General features: G+C 66.4%; 15 protein-coding genes. 6 read left to right on the forward strand and 9 right to left on the reverse strand.

Features of this window, described 5'->3' with window-relative positions; translation table 11 throughout:
- Positions 1-24: 24 nt before the first annotated feature.
- The 3 genes from KX816_07150 to KX816_07160 are packed head-to-tail and all read right to left on the reverse strand — an operon-like array spanning position 25 to position 2,958.
- The gene (locus KX816_07150) at positions 25-1,128 is read right to left on the reverse strand and encodes an ABC transporter permease (GenBank protein QXQ07775.1); all 1,104 of its coding nucleotides are present in this window, start codon (positions 1,126-1,128) and stop codon (positions 25-27) included.
- Positions 1,125-1,847, reverse strand: coding sequence for an ABC transporter ATP-binding protein (locus KX816_07155; GenBank protein QXQ07776.1), 723 nt, complete (start codon positions 1,845-1,847; stop codon positions 1,125-1,127). The genes KX816_07150 and KX816_07155 overlap by 4 nt, the downstream gene beginning before the upstream one ends.
- Positions 1,834-2,958 (reverse strand): 3-oxoacyl-ACP synthase, encoded by a 1,125-nt coding sequence (locus KX816_07160; protein ID QXQ08443.1) that lies wholly within the window; start codon positions 2,956-2,958, stop codon positions 1,834-1,836. The genes KX816_07155 and KX816_07160 overlap by 14 nt, the downstream gene beginning before the upstream one ends.
- Positions 2,959-3,177: 219 nt before the next feature.
- On the opposite strand from KX816_07160, the gene KX816_07165 reads away from it, so the two are divergent.
- Positions 3,178-4,137: a YeeE/YedE family protein gene (locus KX816_07165; GenBank protein QXQ07777.1), complete on the forward strand. Its 960-nt coding sequence runs from the start codon at positions 3,178-3,180 to the stop codon at positions 4,135-4,137.
- A gap of 17 nt (positions 4,138-4,154) precedes the next feature.
- Here the strand turns inward: KX816_07165 and KX816_07170 are convergent, their stop codons facing one another.
- The 3 genes from KX816_07170 to KX816_07180 all read right to left on the reverse strand — a co-directional run bounded on the left by KX816_07170 (position 4,155) and on the right by KX816_07180 (position 5,875).
- The gene (locus KX816_07170; GenBank protein QXQ07778.1) at positions 4,155-4,634 is read right to left on the reverse strand and encodes a nuclear transport factor 2 family protein; all 480 of its coding nucleotides are present in this window, start codon (positions 4,632-4,634) and stop codon (positions 4,155-4,157) included.
- Positions 4,631-5,260 carry a pyridoxamine 5'-phosphate oxidase family protein gene (locus tag KX816_07175; GenBank protein ID QXQ07779.1) on the reverse strand — a complete coding sequence of 210 codons (630 nt, stop codon included), beginning with the start codon at positions 5,258-5,260 and terminating at the stop codon, positions 4,631-4,633. Before KX816_07175 ends, KX816_07170 begins: the two co-directional genes overlap by 4 nt.
- Positions 5,261-5,329: 69 nt before the next feature.
- The gene (locus KX816_07180; protein ID QXQ07780.1) at positions 5,330-5,875 is read right to left on the reverse strand and encodes a carboxymuconolactone decarboxylase family protein; all 546 of its coding nucleotides are present in this window, start codon (positions 5,873-5,875) and stop codon (positions 5,330-5,332) included.
- A 116-nt stretch (positions 5,876-5,991) separates the two neighbouring features.
- Between KX816_07180 and KX816_07185 the strand changes: the two genes are divergently transcribed.
- Entirely contained in the window at positions 5,992-6,894 is a 903-nt protein-coding gene (locus KX816_07185) for a LysR family transcriptional regulator (protein QXQ07781.1), read from the forward strand.
- 12 nt (positions 6,895-6,906) lie between these two features.
- Here the strand turns inward: KX816_07185 and KX816_07190 are convergent, their stop codons facing one another.
- A complete protein-coding gene (locus KX816_07190; protein QXQ08444.1) occupies positions 6,907-7,413 on the reverse strand; it encodes a sigma-70 family RNA polymerase sigma factor in 507 nt (168 codons plus the stop codon).
- A gap of 548 nt (positions 7,414-7,961) precedes the next feature.
- On the opposite strand from KX816_07190, the gene KX816_07195 reads away from it, so the two are divergent.
- Together KX816_07195 and KX816_07200 are read left to right on the forward strand one after the other, a co-directional pair.
- On the forward strand, positions 7,962-9,245 hold the full coding sequence (locus tag KX816_07195; protein QXQ08445.1) for an NAD(P)/FAD-dependent oxidoreductase: 1,284 nt from the start codon (positions 7,962-7,964) through the stop codon (positions 9,243-9,245).
- A gap of 172 nt (positions 9,246-9,417) precedes the next feature.
- Positions 9,418-10,287: a LysR family transcriptional regulator gene (locus KX816_07200; GenBank protein QXQ07782.1), complete on the forward strand. Its 870-nt coding sequence runs from the start codon at positions 9,418-9,420 to the stop codon at positions 10,285-10,287.
- Here KX816_07200 and KX816_07205 read toward each other — a convergent pair.
- On the reverse strand, positions 10,284-10,904 hold the full coding sequence (locus KX816_07205; GenBank protein QXQ07783.1) for an AhpC/TSA family protein: 621 nt from the start codon (positions 10,902-10,904) through the stop codon (positions 10,284-10,286). The genes KX816_07200 and KX816_07205 overlap by 4 nt on opposite strands.
- Before the next feature lie 9 nt (positions 10,905-10,913).
- Between KX816_07205 and KX816_07210 the strand changes: the two genes are divergently transcribed.
- Together KX816_07210 and KX816_07215 are read left to right on the forward strand one after the other, a co-directional pair.
- Positions 10,914-11,330, forward strand: coding sequence for a hypothetical protein (locus KX816_07210; protein ID QXQ07784.1), 417 nt, complete (start codon positions 10,914-10,916; stop codon positions 11,328-11,330).
- Between the two features lie 77 nt (positions 11,331-11,407).
- Positions 11,408-11,887, forward strand: a complete 480-nt coding sequence (locus KX816_07215; GenBank protein QXQ08446.1) for a cytochrome c maturation protein CcmE — start codon at positions 11,408-11,410, stop codon at positions 11,885-11,887.
- A 119-nt stretch (positions 11,888-12,006) separates the two neighbouring features.
- Here the strand turns inward: KX816_07215 and metE are convergent, their stop codons facing one another.
- On the reverse strand, positions 12,007-14,340 hold the full coding sequence (gene metE / locus KX816_07220; protein ID QXQ07785.1) for a 5-methyltetrahydropteroyltriglutamate--homocysteine S-methyltransferase: 2,334 nt from the start codon (positions 14,338-14,340) through the stop codon (positions 12,007-12,009).
- Positions 14,341-14,462 lie beyond the last annotated feature (122 nt).

Raw genomic sequence — 14,462 nt, forward strand, 5'->3', positions numbered from 1 at the left:
CGCGATCGGTTACAGCGTCGCGGCTCAGTCAAGCTTCGGGGCGGGGGTCGCGAGCGCCAACACGACGAGCACGACGGCAAACGCAGCGATCGGCACGCCTTGCGAGACCACCATGGCAAAGTCGTCGCCACGCAAGGCCGCGCCCCGCGCCGCCCGAATGAAATGCGTCAGCGGGAAAAGATTGCCGGCGACCCGCGCCCAGGCCGGCAGGGTTTCGAACGGATACAGGAACCCGGACAACAGCATCGCCGGCAGATAAAACGCGACCGCACCCTGCAGCGCCTCGAGCTGCGTCGCGGCGCGGGTCGCGATGGCATAGCCGAGGATCACATGAGCTGCGGCGAACACCGGCAGCAGCAGGAGCAGCGCAACGATGCTGCCCCGCATCGGCAGGTCGAACAGCCAATCGCCGATGCCCAGCACCAGCATGCCCTGCAGCGTCCCCGTGACAATGTACGGCAGGAGCTTGCCCGCCATGATCTCGGCCTTCGTGATCGGCAACGCCAGCAGCGCCTCCCAGGTGCCGATCTCGCGTTCGCGCGCCAGGCTCAGGCTGCCCAGCATGATCGAGCTGATCATGACGACGACGCCGATCAGCGCCGGCACGAAGCTCCAGTCGGCGCGCTGATGGGGATTGTAGAGCCGCACGATGCTGAGCGGCAGGCGTTCATCGGGCGACGAGCGCTCGGCGACCGCGCGCCAGTACGTGGCCTGCAGTTGTGCCACGAGCCCCGAGACCAACGCCGGGTTGGTGTCGTCGATGAAGACTTGCAGCGGGGCCGGGCCAGCGAAGACGCTGGTCAGCGTCGCGAGCGGTGGCACTTCCACGCCGACCAGAATGGCACCGCGCTTGACCGCTGCTGCTGCCGTGCCCGCGGGCAATCGCGTCGTGATAACCTCCAGATCGGGACTGACGTGCAAGACCTCGGCGACCCGTCTGGCGCTCACGTCGCTATCGGCAGCAATCCCGACGATGATCGAGGTGGCGACTGGCTGGATGGCATAGCCGAACAGGGCCACCTGCAGGGCCGGCACGACCAGCAACAGGGTAAACGTCGTGCGGGCTCGGAGCAGGCGGCGGAGCTCGATGTCCGCGACTGCAGCGATTCGCGCCAGGCGGCTCCTCACCGGGCGGCAACCGCGCGGGCGATCACCGCGGCTTCGAGCGACTTCGTTCCAGCCGCTGCGGTCAGTGCGGCAGGATCGATAGGGCCCTCGGCCCGGCCATCGGCATAGTGCAGGATCAGCGGGCAATTTTCCGCCTCGGCAAGGTCGTGGGTGCTGATAATGGTCGCGGTGCCTTCGGCGGCGAGTTCGCCCAGCCAGCGCCAGATGTCGCGCCGTGTCGCGACGTCGAGGCCGGCGGTCGGCTCATCGAGCAAAAGCAGTGCCGGTCGCCCAAGCAGTGTCGCGGCGAACTGCACGCGGCGCGCCCACCCACCCGACAATCGCCCGAAGCGGGTGCCGAGTTGCAACCCGAGGCCGAAACGCGCGACGAGCTCGGCGAGCGCTTCCGGCTCCAGCGACAAGAGTCGAGCTCGAAAGCGCAAATTTTCAGCGACCGTGAGGTCGGGATAGAGCGCGAGCCGCTGGCTCATATACCCGATTCCCCGACGTGCATCGGGCGCCCGGCGGATATCGTACCCGAGGACCTGACCTTCACCGGCATCTGGACGCAGCAGACCGGCAAGCATCCGCAGCGTCGTCGTCTTGCCGCCACCGTTCGCGCCGACCAGCCCGATCGTCTGGCCGGCGTGCAGCGTCATCGAAACGTTGCCGACGACCGTCTTTCCGGCAAAGGCCTTGCCGAGGCCGCGAACCTCGACGGTCGGATCAGGCGGTCTCAAGGACGAAGCCGCCATGCATGAACTTGGTCGCTTCGGCACCGAGCACGACGGCCGTGTGTCCCGGCCACACGCCGGCCCCGCGCAATTCGTCCAGCGCGATCCAGATCGCGGCCGAGCCCGTATTGCCGATGGTGTCGGCGTTGACGAAAATCTGGTCGATGGGCAGCCCGAGATGCTCGGCGACTTGCTGGCCGATGCGCCCGCTGACCTGATGGGGGATGACGGTGTCGGCATCGGCGATGTCGAAGCCGTGGGTTGCCGCTGTGGCTGCGCCGGCGTCGAACAGCGTCCGGCCAGTCGCGAGGATGGCACGAAAATCATGTGCGAACTGCAAGGGCCCCGGACCCGTCGCCGACGCCAGGGAGCTATCGCCCCGCAGTTCGATCCCGGGCGAGCGGTCCAGCCCCATCGCGCCGAACCACGCCGAGTGCAGTCGATCCCGGCCGGGCCGGTACGGCGCGAGCACCACGGCACCGGCCCCGTCGCCCATCTGGACGAGGTTGACGATCTGGCTTGGGTCGATGCTCAGTTGCTCGGGGTCCAGGAAGGCCGATCCGGTCTCCGAACCGACGATCACCACAGGTCGCGCGTCGTGCCGGGCCAAAAGGCCGAAAGCGATCATCAACGCGTTGGCGAAGCCGGTGCAAGCCTGGCGCAGTTCGATGTGCGGCCCCGAATAGCCGAGCAGGTCGGCGACGAAGGTGACGTTGCCGGGCAGCAACTGGACCGGCGTCGCGGTATGGCTGATCAGGTAGGCGACGTCTGCGATCGACACACCGGCCTCGGTCAGCGCGGCCCGGATCGCTTGCGCTGCAAGCTCAGGATTCGACCGGCCGGGGTCAGGCGCTTCGATCCGCGAACGCCAAGACCGGCTGCAATGGCGCTTGGCGACACCGAGCTTGGCGGCAACCGCACGACCGCGCTCGCGCTCGCTCGGCCCCAGCCAGGGGCCGAGGCGGTCGAGCAGCGCCTCCGTGGCCAGCGGCGAGCCGGGGAGCGCCGATCCCGTACCAAGGACCGCGATCTCGCCCGCCGAAAGCCACGCCCGGCCGTCCGCCGCGGGGATGGCAGGGCTTGGAACTACAATTTCTGCGCGGGATCGAGCAATCATCATGCCCATTCCGCTGGACGTTCGAAGATCGTTACAGTGCATGCGCCGCCGACGCCGCGCCAGCCTCGGCCACGCGCTTCGCGGCGCTGCAGCGCTGTAACCATTCGCGAGCCTGCGCCGGAATTGGACAGAGCGGCTCACGTCGGGCCGTTGTCTCCCCGAAAAGGATCGGCCCGATGACCCAAATCGTCCCGCCACCTCATTCCTGACGAGCGACTGATGGGGGGCTTGCTGCTTGCCGGCCTCGGAGCGCTGCTGGTCGGTTGGTCGGTCAATCATGGCGGCATCTGCACGGTTCGCGCGGTGCGCGAGCTGATCGAGCGGCGGAGCCCAAGGTTGACGATCGGCATCGCGTTTGCGGCCGGTACGGCCGGACTGGTGCTCCTGCCGGCCGCCTGGCTGTCGCACGGCGAGTTGCATCTGGCCGGGAGTGTTGCGCTAGGCGGTTCGCTGGTCGTCGGCGCGTGCCTGCTCGGCCTCGGCGCGGTCGTGAACGACGCGTGCCTGCTCGGTTCGCTCGGGCGGCTGGGCAATGGCGAGTTGCGCTTTCTCGGCCTGCCCGTCGGCCTGGCGCTGGGCTCGGCGTTGACGCGTCTCGATCCACCGGCGCTCGCCACCCTGAAGACCCCACTGGCCAGCCCGACGCTGGCGGGCGGCGTCGTGCTGGTAATGTTCGCGGTGCTGTTCCTGAGCTCCGGTGCCATGCTGCTCGGAGACCGCGCCCATCGCGACAAGGGGCGCCGCCCACTCCTGCTGGTGATGTTGGTGCTCGGACTGTGCGGCGCGCTACTCTACGCGTCGCGGCCTGGCTGGGGCTATGCCGATGCGGTGCAGCGCGGATTTGGTGGGGCCCCGATGGCAATGGTGGCGGGTGAAGGCACCGGACTAGCCCTGCTGACCGTCGCCGGATCGATCGGTGCGACGCTGTTGGCGGGGCGCTTCATTGCGAAATGGCCCAGCGTCGGCAACCTGGCCCGCTCGATCCTCGGCGGCACGCTGATGGCGTTTGGCGCCGCGCGAGTGCCCGGCGGCAACGATTCCCTGTTGCTCGCGGCAATACCCTCCGGCTCGATATCCGGCATGCTCGCTTACCTGGTCATGTCCGCGACCGTCTTCGTATTGCTTCGGGCGAGACAAATGTTGCGCCCGCGGCTGCCGATACAGTCAACAAGCGGATAGCCGCGTGGTGATCGCGGTCAGCCGCCGACTCCGGTCAGCCCCGGATGGTCGAGCGGCCGCGGTCCGGGCGCGGCCCACAGGAAACGCCGGTCGGCTTCGGCGATCGCCACATCGTTGATCGAGGCTTCGCGTCGGCGCATCAGGCCGTTGTCGGCAAACTCCCATTGTTCGTTGCCGTAGCACCGGTACCACTGGCCCTCGGTCAGGCACTCGTACTGGAAGCGCACGGCGATCCGGTTTCCGGTCACCGCCCAGAGGTCCTTGATGAGCCGGTACTCGGTCTCACGAGCCCATTTTCGGGTGAGGAGGTCGACGATCGCCGCGCGTCCGGTAACGAAGCGGCCGCGATTCCGCCATTCGCTGTCGAGCGTATAGGCGAGCACGACGCGCTCGGGGTCACGGCTGTTCCAGGCATCTTCCGCCGCGCGCACTTTGAGCAGCGCGGTCTCCCGGGTGAACGGCGGCATCGGCGCGCGCGGGATCTCGGCTTCGGTCATGGTGCGGTCCTTTGTGCAAGCTCTGTGCGGAGTAATGCGTTTTCGGATTCGAGCTCTGCGAGGCGACCGATGAGCGGCGCCGAGGCCTCGGCAACCTCGACCTCGGTGAAGCGTGGGGTGATGTGCTGCGGACAGTTCCAGTCGAACGCCTCGACATGCAAGAGAAACGCACGCTCGGGAACGCCGCGATAGCCTGCCAGGTCGAGCGTCGCCGCGAGCGCCGGGTCGGCGTCAAGCTCGCGTGCTTCTAGCCGGGCATACAGCTTCAGGCGGCGGCGGTTCGGATAGTCCATCAGGAAGAGTGCGACGCGCTCGTTTGCCGCCGCATTGCCGAGGCTGATGTACTGGCGGTTGCCGCGGAAATCCGGAAAGGCGAGGGTGGTCTCGTCGAGCATCTTGAGGAACCCCGGCGGCCCGCCTCGGTGCTGGACATAGGGCCAGCCGCTCTCGGACGCGCTCGCCATGTAGAAACTGTCGCGCGCGGCGATGAAAGCGGTTTCGGCGGGCCCGAACCGGTCGGACGGCCGGTTGCCGCCGACCTTGTCGTAGAGCCCGGCGCTGCCGTTCGCGACCTGCGCCGCAAGCACGCTAGGCGTCGTCGCGATGGTCAGGAAGGCGTTCGGCATCGTGGTAACTCCTTGGCGGTGCAGGACGCCGTCGGCGGACCCGGGACAGGGACGCCGACGGCGTGACGTTCAGGCGGCCTCGGCGGCGAGGACGACCGGAAAGTCGATGTCGGTGCGGGCGACATTGTTGACGTAATTGGTCAGCACGTTGACGGCGACGGTGGCGACGATCTCGATGACCTGCGCTTCCGAGAAGCCGGCGACGCGAACGGCGGCGAGGTCGGCATCGCTGACCCGGCCGCGCGCTTCGAGCACCTTGCGGGCGAACACCACGGCCGCGTCGGCTTTGGCGTCGCCCGAGTGGCCGGCACGGTTCAGTGCGATCTCGACCTCGTCGATCTTGGCGAGGTTGAGCCCAAGATAGGTGTGGGCCGACAGGCAATAGTCGCAGCCATTCGCCTGCGCGACAGCCAGCGCTATCCGCTCACGGGTCTTGGCATCGAGGGCATGCCCGAGCGCGCTGTTGAGACCGAGATAGCCCTCGAGTGCGGCCGGGCTGGTGCCGATCAGGCGGAACATGTTGGGGACGACGCCGAGCTGCTTCTCGACCGCATCGAGCAGCGGCTGCGATTTGGCGGGGACATCAGCGCGGGCGGGAATGGTCAGGCGGGACATGAGGTTTCTCCGGGGCAGTGTCGCCAGATGCGGCCTGCCCATTAGAAATGCGCCGTCGCGTGCTAGATGATAATCCAGTCTATAGGCACGTCACTCATGCGGATATCGGGACAATCATGGATCAGCTCGAGATGCTCCGGACCTTTGTCGCGGTTGCCGACAAGGCCAGCTTCAGCGAGGCGGCGCGGCGTCTTCGCATATCGGCGACGGCTGCCAGCCGAGGAATTTCAGCACTGGAGGAAAGCCTCGGGACGGCGCTTTTGAGCCGCACCACGCGGGCCGTCAGGCTGACTGAAGCCGGCGCGTTGTATCTGGAGCGCTGCCGCGCGGTCCTGCTCGATCTCGACGAGGCAGCGCTTGCCCTCCGCGGCGGGACCTCGACGCCGGGCGGGACCTTGGTGATAACGGCGCCGGTGACCTTCGGGCGGCTGCATATCCTGCCGGTCGTGACGGCGCTGCTGCGCGAGCATCCGGCCCTCAGGGTCGAGCTGACGCTCATCGACCGGACGGTGAGGCTGGTCGACGAGGGTATCGATGTCGCCGTCAGGATCGGCGACCTTTCCGATTCCGCGCTCCATGCGCTCAAGGTCGCCGACGTGCGCCGGATATTGGTGGCCAGCCCGGGCTACCTTGCCGCGCACGGCACGCCGGCCAGCGTGACCGCCCTCCACGATCATGCGCTGATCGCCTTTACCGAACTCGACCGCGGACAGGAATGGCGGTTCGGGCCAGTCGGCAAGCCCGCCATCCGGATCGAGCCGCGGCTCAGCGTGAACACGGCGGATGCAGCGATCGCGGCCGCGATCGACAACGCCGGGATTGCGCGCGTGTTCTCCTACCAGGCTATGGCCGCCGTCGCCGCGGGCCGTCTGGTGCCGCTGCTCGACAGCGTCGCGCCGCCGGCAGTGCCGGTCCATCTCGTCTACCAGGCGAACCGCCGTGCCTCGGTCAATGTCCGGGCCTTTATTGATGCGGCACGAACGCGCCTCGCGCACGCCGGCGACTACGGCGCGCCATGACCGCGTCGGCGCTCAGGCGCGATCACTCTCGATCAGGACGCTGAGCTTGGCGAGGCCGCGGTGGATGTTGACCTTGACCAGCGATGGCGATTGCCCGGTGTGATCGGAAGCCATCTTGATCGTCAGGCCCTGCAGCTTGACCAGCCGGATGACACACGACTGCGCGGGCTTCAGGTGGGAAAGGAGGTTGGCAAGCACGATCGCGCTGGTCACGGCTGACTCGTGGTCCGCGACCGCGCTGTTGTCGTCGTCGTCGAGGTCGGATGTGGCCGGATCGCGCGCCAGCGCCCGCAGTCGATCGATCCACTTGTAGCGCGCGATGCCGGCCATCCAGGCCCCGAAGGGTCGGCCGGGCTCATAGGTATGGCGGCGTTTGTGGATGGTCAGCAACGTCTCCTGCGCCGCGTCCTCCACCATCGAGAACGGCAGCCGGCGCGCATAGTAACGACGGAGCCAGCCATCCACTTCATTCAAGAGACGATTGTATGCCCCGGTGTTGCCGCGCTGCGCTGCTGCCATGAGGTCGCCCCAAGGGTCATTCGGGGCGGTCACTACCGCCACGGGCCACGAGCTTTGAATGGTCACGGACATTCGATGTTTCCTTGCAGGGAGGCGATCGGCTCTCCGTCGACTGCAAAGGTCGCCTAAAACGTGGAGCGAATGAACGTCACTGGTGCGCATGAGTTCGATGCGCGGCGAGTATGCGGAGCATCTAGCCCGCACAACTCATTGGTCAGTAACAGTTTTCTGGAATCAGGCAGCGCGTCGTGGCGTCCGAACCCGAGCCGGCGCGGCGTAACCTCGGTTCGTTTTTGGCCGGATTGCCTCCTGTCACCGCAGTGTCGCTGGTGGCCTGCCCAGGAGGCCTCGATGCCGATTTCCCAGACTCCCACCGCCGGAATGTTTCACGCGGTCTTGCCGTTGCTCGGCGCGTCGACTGCGTTCGTCGCGTTGCTCGGCGTCATGCTCGCCAACCAAGTGCCGATGATGCTGATGATGTGACCTTGCCGCCCCCGACGGCGGGGCGGTGCGCGATTCAAATTTGCGACTCCAGAAAGAAATCCACCATGTCGTCCGCACCCGCTCGTCCCGACAAACACCATATCGTGATCGTCGGTGCCGGCTTCGGAGGGCTCGCGGTCGCCCGTGGACTCGCGCGTGCCGACGTCACGATCACGCTGGTCGACCGCCAGAACCACCACGTCTTCCAGCCGCTGCTGTACCAGGTCGCGACAGCCGGCCTGTCGCCGGCCGACATCGCCGCGCCGATCCGCTCGATCGTCAAGAAGCACGAGAATACGCGCGTCCTGCTTGGCGAAGTGACCGGCGTCGACATCGGGCAACGCCGTGTCGTGCTGGCCGACGGCGCAACGCTCGATTATGACGCGCTGGTGATCGCGACCGGTGCGCGACACAGCTATTTCGGGCGTGACGAGTGGGCGGAATTCGCGCCCGGCATCAAGACCATCGACGATGCGACGCGCGTCCGCCGCAACATCCTGCTGGCGATGGAGCGGGCCGAGACGATCCGCCAGGAAAGCCTTCCGGACCGCGAGGAATACCTTACCTTCGTCGTCGTCGGCGGCGGGCCGACCGGGGTCGAGATGGCCGGGGCTATCGCCGAGTTGACCCGTCATGCGGCCGATCTGGATTTCCGCTTCGTCACGCGCAATTGCCTGCGCGTCATCCTCGTCGAGGCCGGTAGCCGGTTACTCGCGACCTTTCCCCCGAAGCTTGGCGAGGCCGCGCGCAAGGCTCTCGAAGAGCTCGGCGTCGTCGTCAGGTTGAACGGGCAGGTAAAGGACATCGATGCTCACGGGGTTACCGTCGGCGACGAACGTATCGCGACGTCGACGGTGATCTGGGCGGCGGGCATCATAGCTTCCGATGCTGCGAAGTGGCTGGGCGTCGAGCCTGATCGCCGTGGGAGAGCGAGGGTTGATGCCAACCTGAACATCGCCGGCCATCCCGAAATCTTCGTGATCGGCGATACGGCGGATATCGTCGATGCCAACGGCAAGCCCGTGCCCGGCGTCGCACCGGCCGCGAAGCAGCAGGGCCAGCATGTTGCGAGGGCACTACTGGCTTCGCTCACCGGGAGACCGGCACCCGCGCCGTTCCGCTATCGTAACTGGGGTAATCTCGCGACGGTTGGTCGCAAACACGCCGTGGTTCATATCGGCACGCTCGAGATTGCGGGCCTGCTGGCCTGGCTGCTGTGGTCAACGACCCACATTTATTTTCTGGTCGGATTCCGCAATCGTATCGTCGTGGGTGCCAACTGGTTGTGGAATTACCTTACTTTCGAACGTGGCGCGCGGTTGATAACCGGGCTTCGAGTCGAAGTGTAAGTCGCGACCTTCGAGGCAAGCTGAACGTCGTCGTCGAAACCTGGGAGGGCCTCGCGCGAGGAAGAAGTCGAAAAGGAGCGGGCATCTCGGCCGATCGCGTTGTAACCGTATGGACAGCTCTGCCGAAGGTGGGGGCGTGCGTCGGAGAGTAAGGCGCGGAGATCCCACCAATATGGAAATGCACCAGATCCGCTATTTCCTGGCCGTCGCTCGCACCCTCAATTTCACCCGCGCTGCCGAAGAGTCGAACGTTACCCAGCCGTCGCTGACCCGCGCCATCCAGAAGCTTGAGGACGAATTCGGCGGGCTGCTGTTTCGGCGCGAGCGCTCGCTCACTCACCTGACCGACATGGGCCGCCAGATGCTGCCCCACCTGGAGCGCACCCTCGCGGCGGCGCACGCGGCGAAAAGCCTGGCGCGAGGGATCGGCAAGGCCGCCGTCGCGCCGCTCAACCTCGGCCTCGATTCCGCCCTTGCCCGGTCCGAGATCGGCGAGGCGCTGGCCGAGGTCGGCGCCGGACTGCCGGGTTTCCAACTCCGCATTGCCAGCGACGACAGCGAGGGCTTGCTGCAGGAGTTGCTCAAGGGCGACCTCGACATGGTCGTCGTCGTCGAGCCACGCGTCATGCACGACCGGTTCGATACGATCGAGCTGTTCGCGCAGGCGTACGCGGTCGTCGCACCCGACACGCACGCGCTGGCTACGGCGGCAACGCTATCGCTCGCCGATCTGCACGACGTCGTATGGGTCCGCTCGTCGGGCGATCATCTCGACGAGTTTCGCGACATCTGCGCCGCTGCGGGCGTCGACCCCGACTATCGGCACGAGACGGCGACCGACGCCGACGCAGTACGGCTGGTCGCGGCGCGCCTTGGTTGCGCGATCGTCGCGGTCGGTGTGATGCCGCCGGGGGTCACGGTCGTCGTGATCGAGGGGTTGGCCTTGACGCGCCGCGTCGTGATCGCGACCGTGTCGGGGCGGCAGCGGCCGCCCGCCGGCGATGCGTTGCTGCGCGCCATGCGGGCGCGGGCCTGGAACTAGCGGAGGGCTTCGACGACCGCGATGACGACGGCAGGGTCGGCGCGGATCCGGAAATCTGGCTCGACGAAGGCGAAACGGACGATGCCGCTGGTATCGAGCACGAAGGTCGCGGGGATCGGCAGGATGCGCCCTGAATCGCCGTAGATTTCGGCAAGCGACAGGCCGTAGTCCAGGTAGCTCTGGTGCAGTGCCGGGCTAAGCGCGAACGACAGCCCCAGCGACGTGGCGAGGCCATGGTCGATGTCGCACAGCACCTCGGCCTCCGGTGCGAGCGCACAGCGTGTGGTCTCGGCGCGACCGCCAACTTCGCCGCTGATCGCAATGAAGCGCCCACCGACGGCCGCCAATCGCGGCGCGGCCGCTGCCCAAGCGTTCATTTCCGCCCGGCAATAGGGGCACCAGCCCCCGCGCATGAAGCTGAGAACCACCGGTCCGTTTTCGAGCAACTCGTCGAGATCGACATGACGCCCAAGTGAATTGGGCAGGACGAACGGCTCGAAGCGGTCGTTTAGACCGGGAGCGCTGTTGCCAACCCCATGCTTGCGGAGGCCGGCAACGAAGTCGTCGTAGAGCTGGGGCCAGTCGATGATTGCGGGCGTCTCGGTGGGGATCGTCATCTCACCTCAATGACGCGGATGCTGCGATGTCGCCAGTGCCCGGCGCGCATGCATTCGATGCACGCCGCGAAACGGCAGCTTCGAGCTGATTGCCAGCACGGCCCTGCTGCCAGCCTGCTGCCCGCACTGCGCGGCATTCGGCCTTACGCGGCACTGCTCGCGCTGGGCGTCATCTCGGACGCGATCTTATTTCACCTGTTCACACCGCTCGGCGTGTCGGTGGTTAATACCGACGGCAGTCGCGACGGCGGCGAGCTGTTTGCCCTCGCCTGCGGGGTCTGGGCTTCTGCCGCGATCCTCATTATAGGTGGTGCGCAAACCGTGGCGCGTCTGAGCGGCCTAAGCCGACGGTGTGAAGCAGATGTCGCCCGCTGCGCTCGGCATGGCGTTCATCCGGCCTCTGCCCCAAGCAGGACCGCAAATTGATCCGGGTCCGGCAGGCCTTTGCCGAGCCGATTGCGGCCGCCGAGACGATTGCGCGTTACATCGCCAAGCTAGTCGATATGTTGTGCACGGCACTCGCGGAACGCAGTCTCGGTGCCCGCAAGCTCGACCTGCTGCTCTACCGCGTCGACAATGCGCTCCAGGCGGTGCGCGTCGGCCCCGCTAAGCCGATCCGCGACCGCAAGCGCATCACCCGGCTGCTGTGCGACCGCATCGAGACATGGCCGGTCACCTATATCGGCATCCTGCCCGACATATTCCGCGAAGGGCAGGGGGTAATCGCCGAAGGCAAGATCGATCCGGGATCGAGGATCTTTACCGCTGATACGATCCTCGCCACGCATGACGAGAAGTATATGCCGCCGGAGGTGGCGGGGGCTATGCACAAGGCGACGGCAAGGTTTCCTAGGGTAACTCTTACAATCGCCGCCCTCGGATTCACACGGCACCCAGCCGCTCCGGCGATCTGCGATTGGCGGGCGTCCTTCCTACGCGACCGCAGATTCCAGAATCCTCGCGGCCGGATGTGTGCGCGCTAGCTCGGTCAAGCGCGTGGCATCATCCGTCGGCGAAGGCTCGGTTGTCATCCCAAGGTGAGGGAGTTTGTGAAGGCCTCTAGACGCGAAGCCGGGGTCTACGCTAGCCCCGTACACCCGCCTCATGCAAGAGAGGCACGGGCGTTCCGAGCGGCCTCGACCATATTGGCCAGCGCGGGTTTCACGTCCTCCCATTTGCGCGTCTTCAGACCGCAGTCCGGGTTCACCCAGAGCTGGCGGACGGCGAGCCCGTGGCTCGCCTTGACCAGTAGGGCTGACATCTCGGCCACCGCGGGAATGCGCGGTGAGTGGATGTCGTAGACACCCGGACCGATGTCGTTGGGGTAGCGATAGCCTGTAAAGGCGTCGAGCAGTTCCATCTTCGACCGTGCCGTCTCGATCGAGATGACGTCGGCGTCCATGGCGCCGATCGCGGCGATGATGTCGTTGAACTCGGAATAACACATGTGGGTGTGAATCTGCGTCTGCGGTCGCACGCCCGAGGCCGAGATACGAAAGGCCTCGACCGCCCAGTCAAGGTAGTGCTGCCATCTGGTGCGGCGCAGCGGCAGGCCTTCGCGAAGTGCGGCCTCGTCGATCTGGATGATCTTTGCGCCGGCGCGTTCGAGGTCGACGACCTCGTCGCGGATTGCCAGCGCGATCTGGCGGCAGGTCTGCGATCGTGGCTGGTCGTCGCGGACGAACGACCATTGCAGGATCGTCACCGGGCCGGTCAGCATACCCTTCATCGGCTTGTCGGTCAGGCTTTGCGCGTAGCTCCACCAGTCGACCGTCATCGGTTGCGGGCGGGCAACGTCGCCATAGATGATCGGCGGGCGGACGCAGCGCGAGCCATAGCTTTGCACCCAGCCTGCATTGGTAAAGGCAAACCCCGACAGCTGCTCCCCGAAATATTGCACCATGTCGTTGCGCTCGAATTCGCCGTGTACGAGCACGTCGAGACCGATCTCATCCTGCCAGCGGACGGCGCGCGCGGTCTCGTCGCGGAGGAACTGATTGTAATCGGCATCATCTAGGCTGCCCTTGCCGTGCGCGGCGCGCGCCTGGCGGACCTCGGCGGTTTGCGGGAACGAGCCGATCGTTGTCGTCGGCAGCGGCGGCAGGTGCAGGAGCGACTTCTGTAGCTCTGTTCGCTCTGCAAAAGGAGTCACGCGCCGGGTCCAGTTGGCCGTCACGCCGGCGAGGCGCAACCGGACCGCCGCGTTGTTGGCCAGCGGCGAGGCCCGCCGGTCGGTGATCGCCGCCGCGTTCGCGTCGAGCTCGGCGACTATGCTGGCGCGGCCCTGGTTCAGGGCCTTGGCGAGGGTAGCGAGCTCGGCGATCTTCTGCACGGCGAAGGCCAACCAGGGCCGCACCGCCGGATCGAGCCTCGTTTCTAGGCCGAGGTCGATCGGGGTGTGGAGCAACGAACAGGACGGTGCCAGTTGCACCCGGCGGCCCGACGCTGCGAGCGGCCCGACACGCTCGAGCACGGCGGCAAGGTCCGTCTTCCAAACGTTGCGACCATCGACGATACCCAGTGACAGCACCTGATCGGGCCGTGCCCCGGCGACGACTGCGTCGAGCTGCTCTGGCGCGCGGATCAGATCGACGTGCAGGCCGGCAACCGGCAACGCCAGAGCGGTCGCCAGATTGTCGTCGAGCGCGCCGAAGTAGGTTGTCAGCATCAGCTTGAGGCCGGGAAGCTGCCCGGAAAAATGCGTATAGGCAGTTGTAAACGCAGCTTGTTGGTCCGGGTTGAGATCGAGAACCAGTGCGGGTTCGTCGATCTGCACCCAGTCCGCGCCGGCCGCATGCAGCTTGCGCAACAGTGCGACATAGACAGGCAGCAACGATGGCAGCAGCGTCAGCGGATCGAAGCCTTCGCTCTTCGACTTGGCGAGCAGGAGGTAGGTGACCGGGCCGAGCACGACCGGCCGGGTATGATAGCCCAGCGCCCTGGCTTCGACAAACTCGTCGATCGCCTTCGACGAACCGAGCGCGAAGGCCTGGCCCGGCTCAACCTCGGGCACCATGTAGTGATAGTTGGTGTCGAACCACTTGGTCATCTCCTGAGCGGGAACATCGGATCCGACGGCGCTGCCATGACTATGGCCGCAGTTCGCATCGTCCGTCTCCGCCGTGCGGGTACCGCGCGCCATGGCGAAATACACGTCGAGCGAGCCCGCTACGCCGAGGCCACGATAGATTGCCGGAACCGCGCCGACCATGATGCTGGTGTCGAGCACGTGATCGTAGAACGAGAAGTCGTTGCTTGGCAGGACGTCGAGGCCGAGCGAATTCTGCCGGGCCCAGGTCGCGGCGCGCAGCCCCTTTGCCTGTTCGAGCAATTCGGCTTGATCCAGCCGTCCGGCCCAATAAGCCTCGACGGCGGTCTTGAGTTCGCGGCGCGGGCCGATGCGGGGAAAACCGAGGTTGGCGACGGTGACGGACACAGTTATTCTCCTTCGGCGAGAGGGGCTCGCCGATCATGGTCGTTCAGGATTGGAATCTGGATGCGCGCCCGGTCAGGACGACCGGACGCGCCTGGTCATTCGCCGCTTCAGGGAGGCGGAGA

The sequence above is a fragment of the Sphingosinicellaceae bacterium genome (assembly GCA_019285715.1).
Lineage (GTDB): Bacteria > Pseudomonadota > Alphaproteobacteria > Sphingomonadales > Sphingomonadaceae > Glacieibacterium.

Bases quoted from the DNA above. Each gene is read 5' to 3' on its own strand.
- KX816_07160 (QXQ08443.1), bottom strand. From the start codon at position 2,958: ATGATTGCTCGATCCCGCGCAGAAATTGTAGTTCCAAGCCCTGCCATC.
- KX816_07165 (QXQ07777.1), top strand. From the start codon at position 3,178: ATGGGGGGCTTGCTGCTTGCCGGCCTCGGAGCGCTGCTGGTCGGTTGG.
- KX816_07170 (QXQ07778.1), bottom strand. From the start codon at position 4,634: ATGACCGAAGCCGAGATCCCGCGCGCGCCGATGCCGCCGTTCACCCGG.
- KX816_07175 (QXQ07779.1), bottom strand. From the start codon at position 5,260: ATGCCGAACGCCTTCCTGACCATCGCGACGACGCCTAGCGTGCTTGCG.
- KX816_07180 (QXQ07780.1), bottom strand. From the start codon at position 5,875: ATGTCCCGCCTGACCATTCCCGCCCGCGCTGATGTCCCCGCCAAATCG.
- KX816_07185 (QXQ07781.1), top strand. From the start codon at position 5,992: ATGGATCAGCTCGAGATGCTCCGGACCTTTGTCGCGGTTGCCGACAAG.
- KX816_07190 (QXQ08444.1), bottom strand. From the start codon at position 7,413: ATGGCAGCAGCGCAGCGCGGCAACACCGGGGCATACAATCGTCTCTTG.
- KX816_07195 (QXQ08445.1), top strand. From the start codon at position 7,962: ATGTCGTCCGCACCCGCTCGTCCCGACAAACACCATATCGTGATCGTC.
- KX816_07200 (QXQ07782.1), top strand. From the start codon at position 9,418: ATGGAAATGCACCAGATCCGCTATTTCCTGGCCGTCGCTCGCACCCTC.
- KX816_07205 (QXQ07783.1), bottom strand. From the start codon at position 10,904: ATGACGATCCCCACCGAGACGCCCGCAATCATCGACTGGCCCCAGCTC.
- KX816_07210 (QXQ07784.1), top strand. From the start codon at position 10,914: ATGACGCGGATGCTGCGATGTCGCCAGTGCCCGGCGCGCATGCATTCG.
- KX816_07215 (QXQ08446.1), top strand. From the start codon at position 11,408: ATGTTGTGCACGGCACTCGCGGAACGCAGTCTCGGTGCCCGCAAGCTC.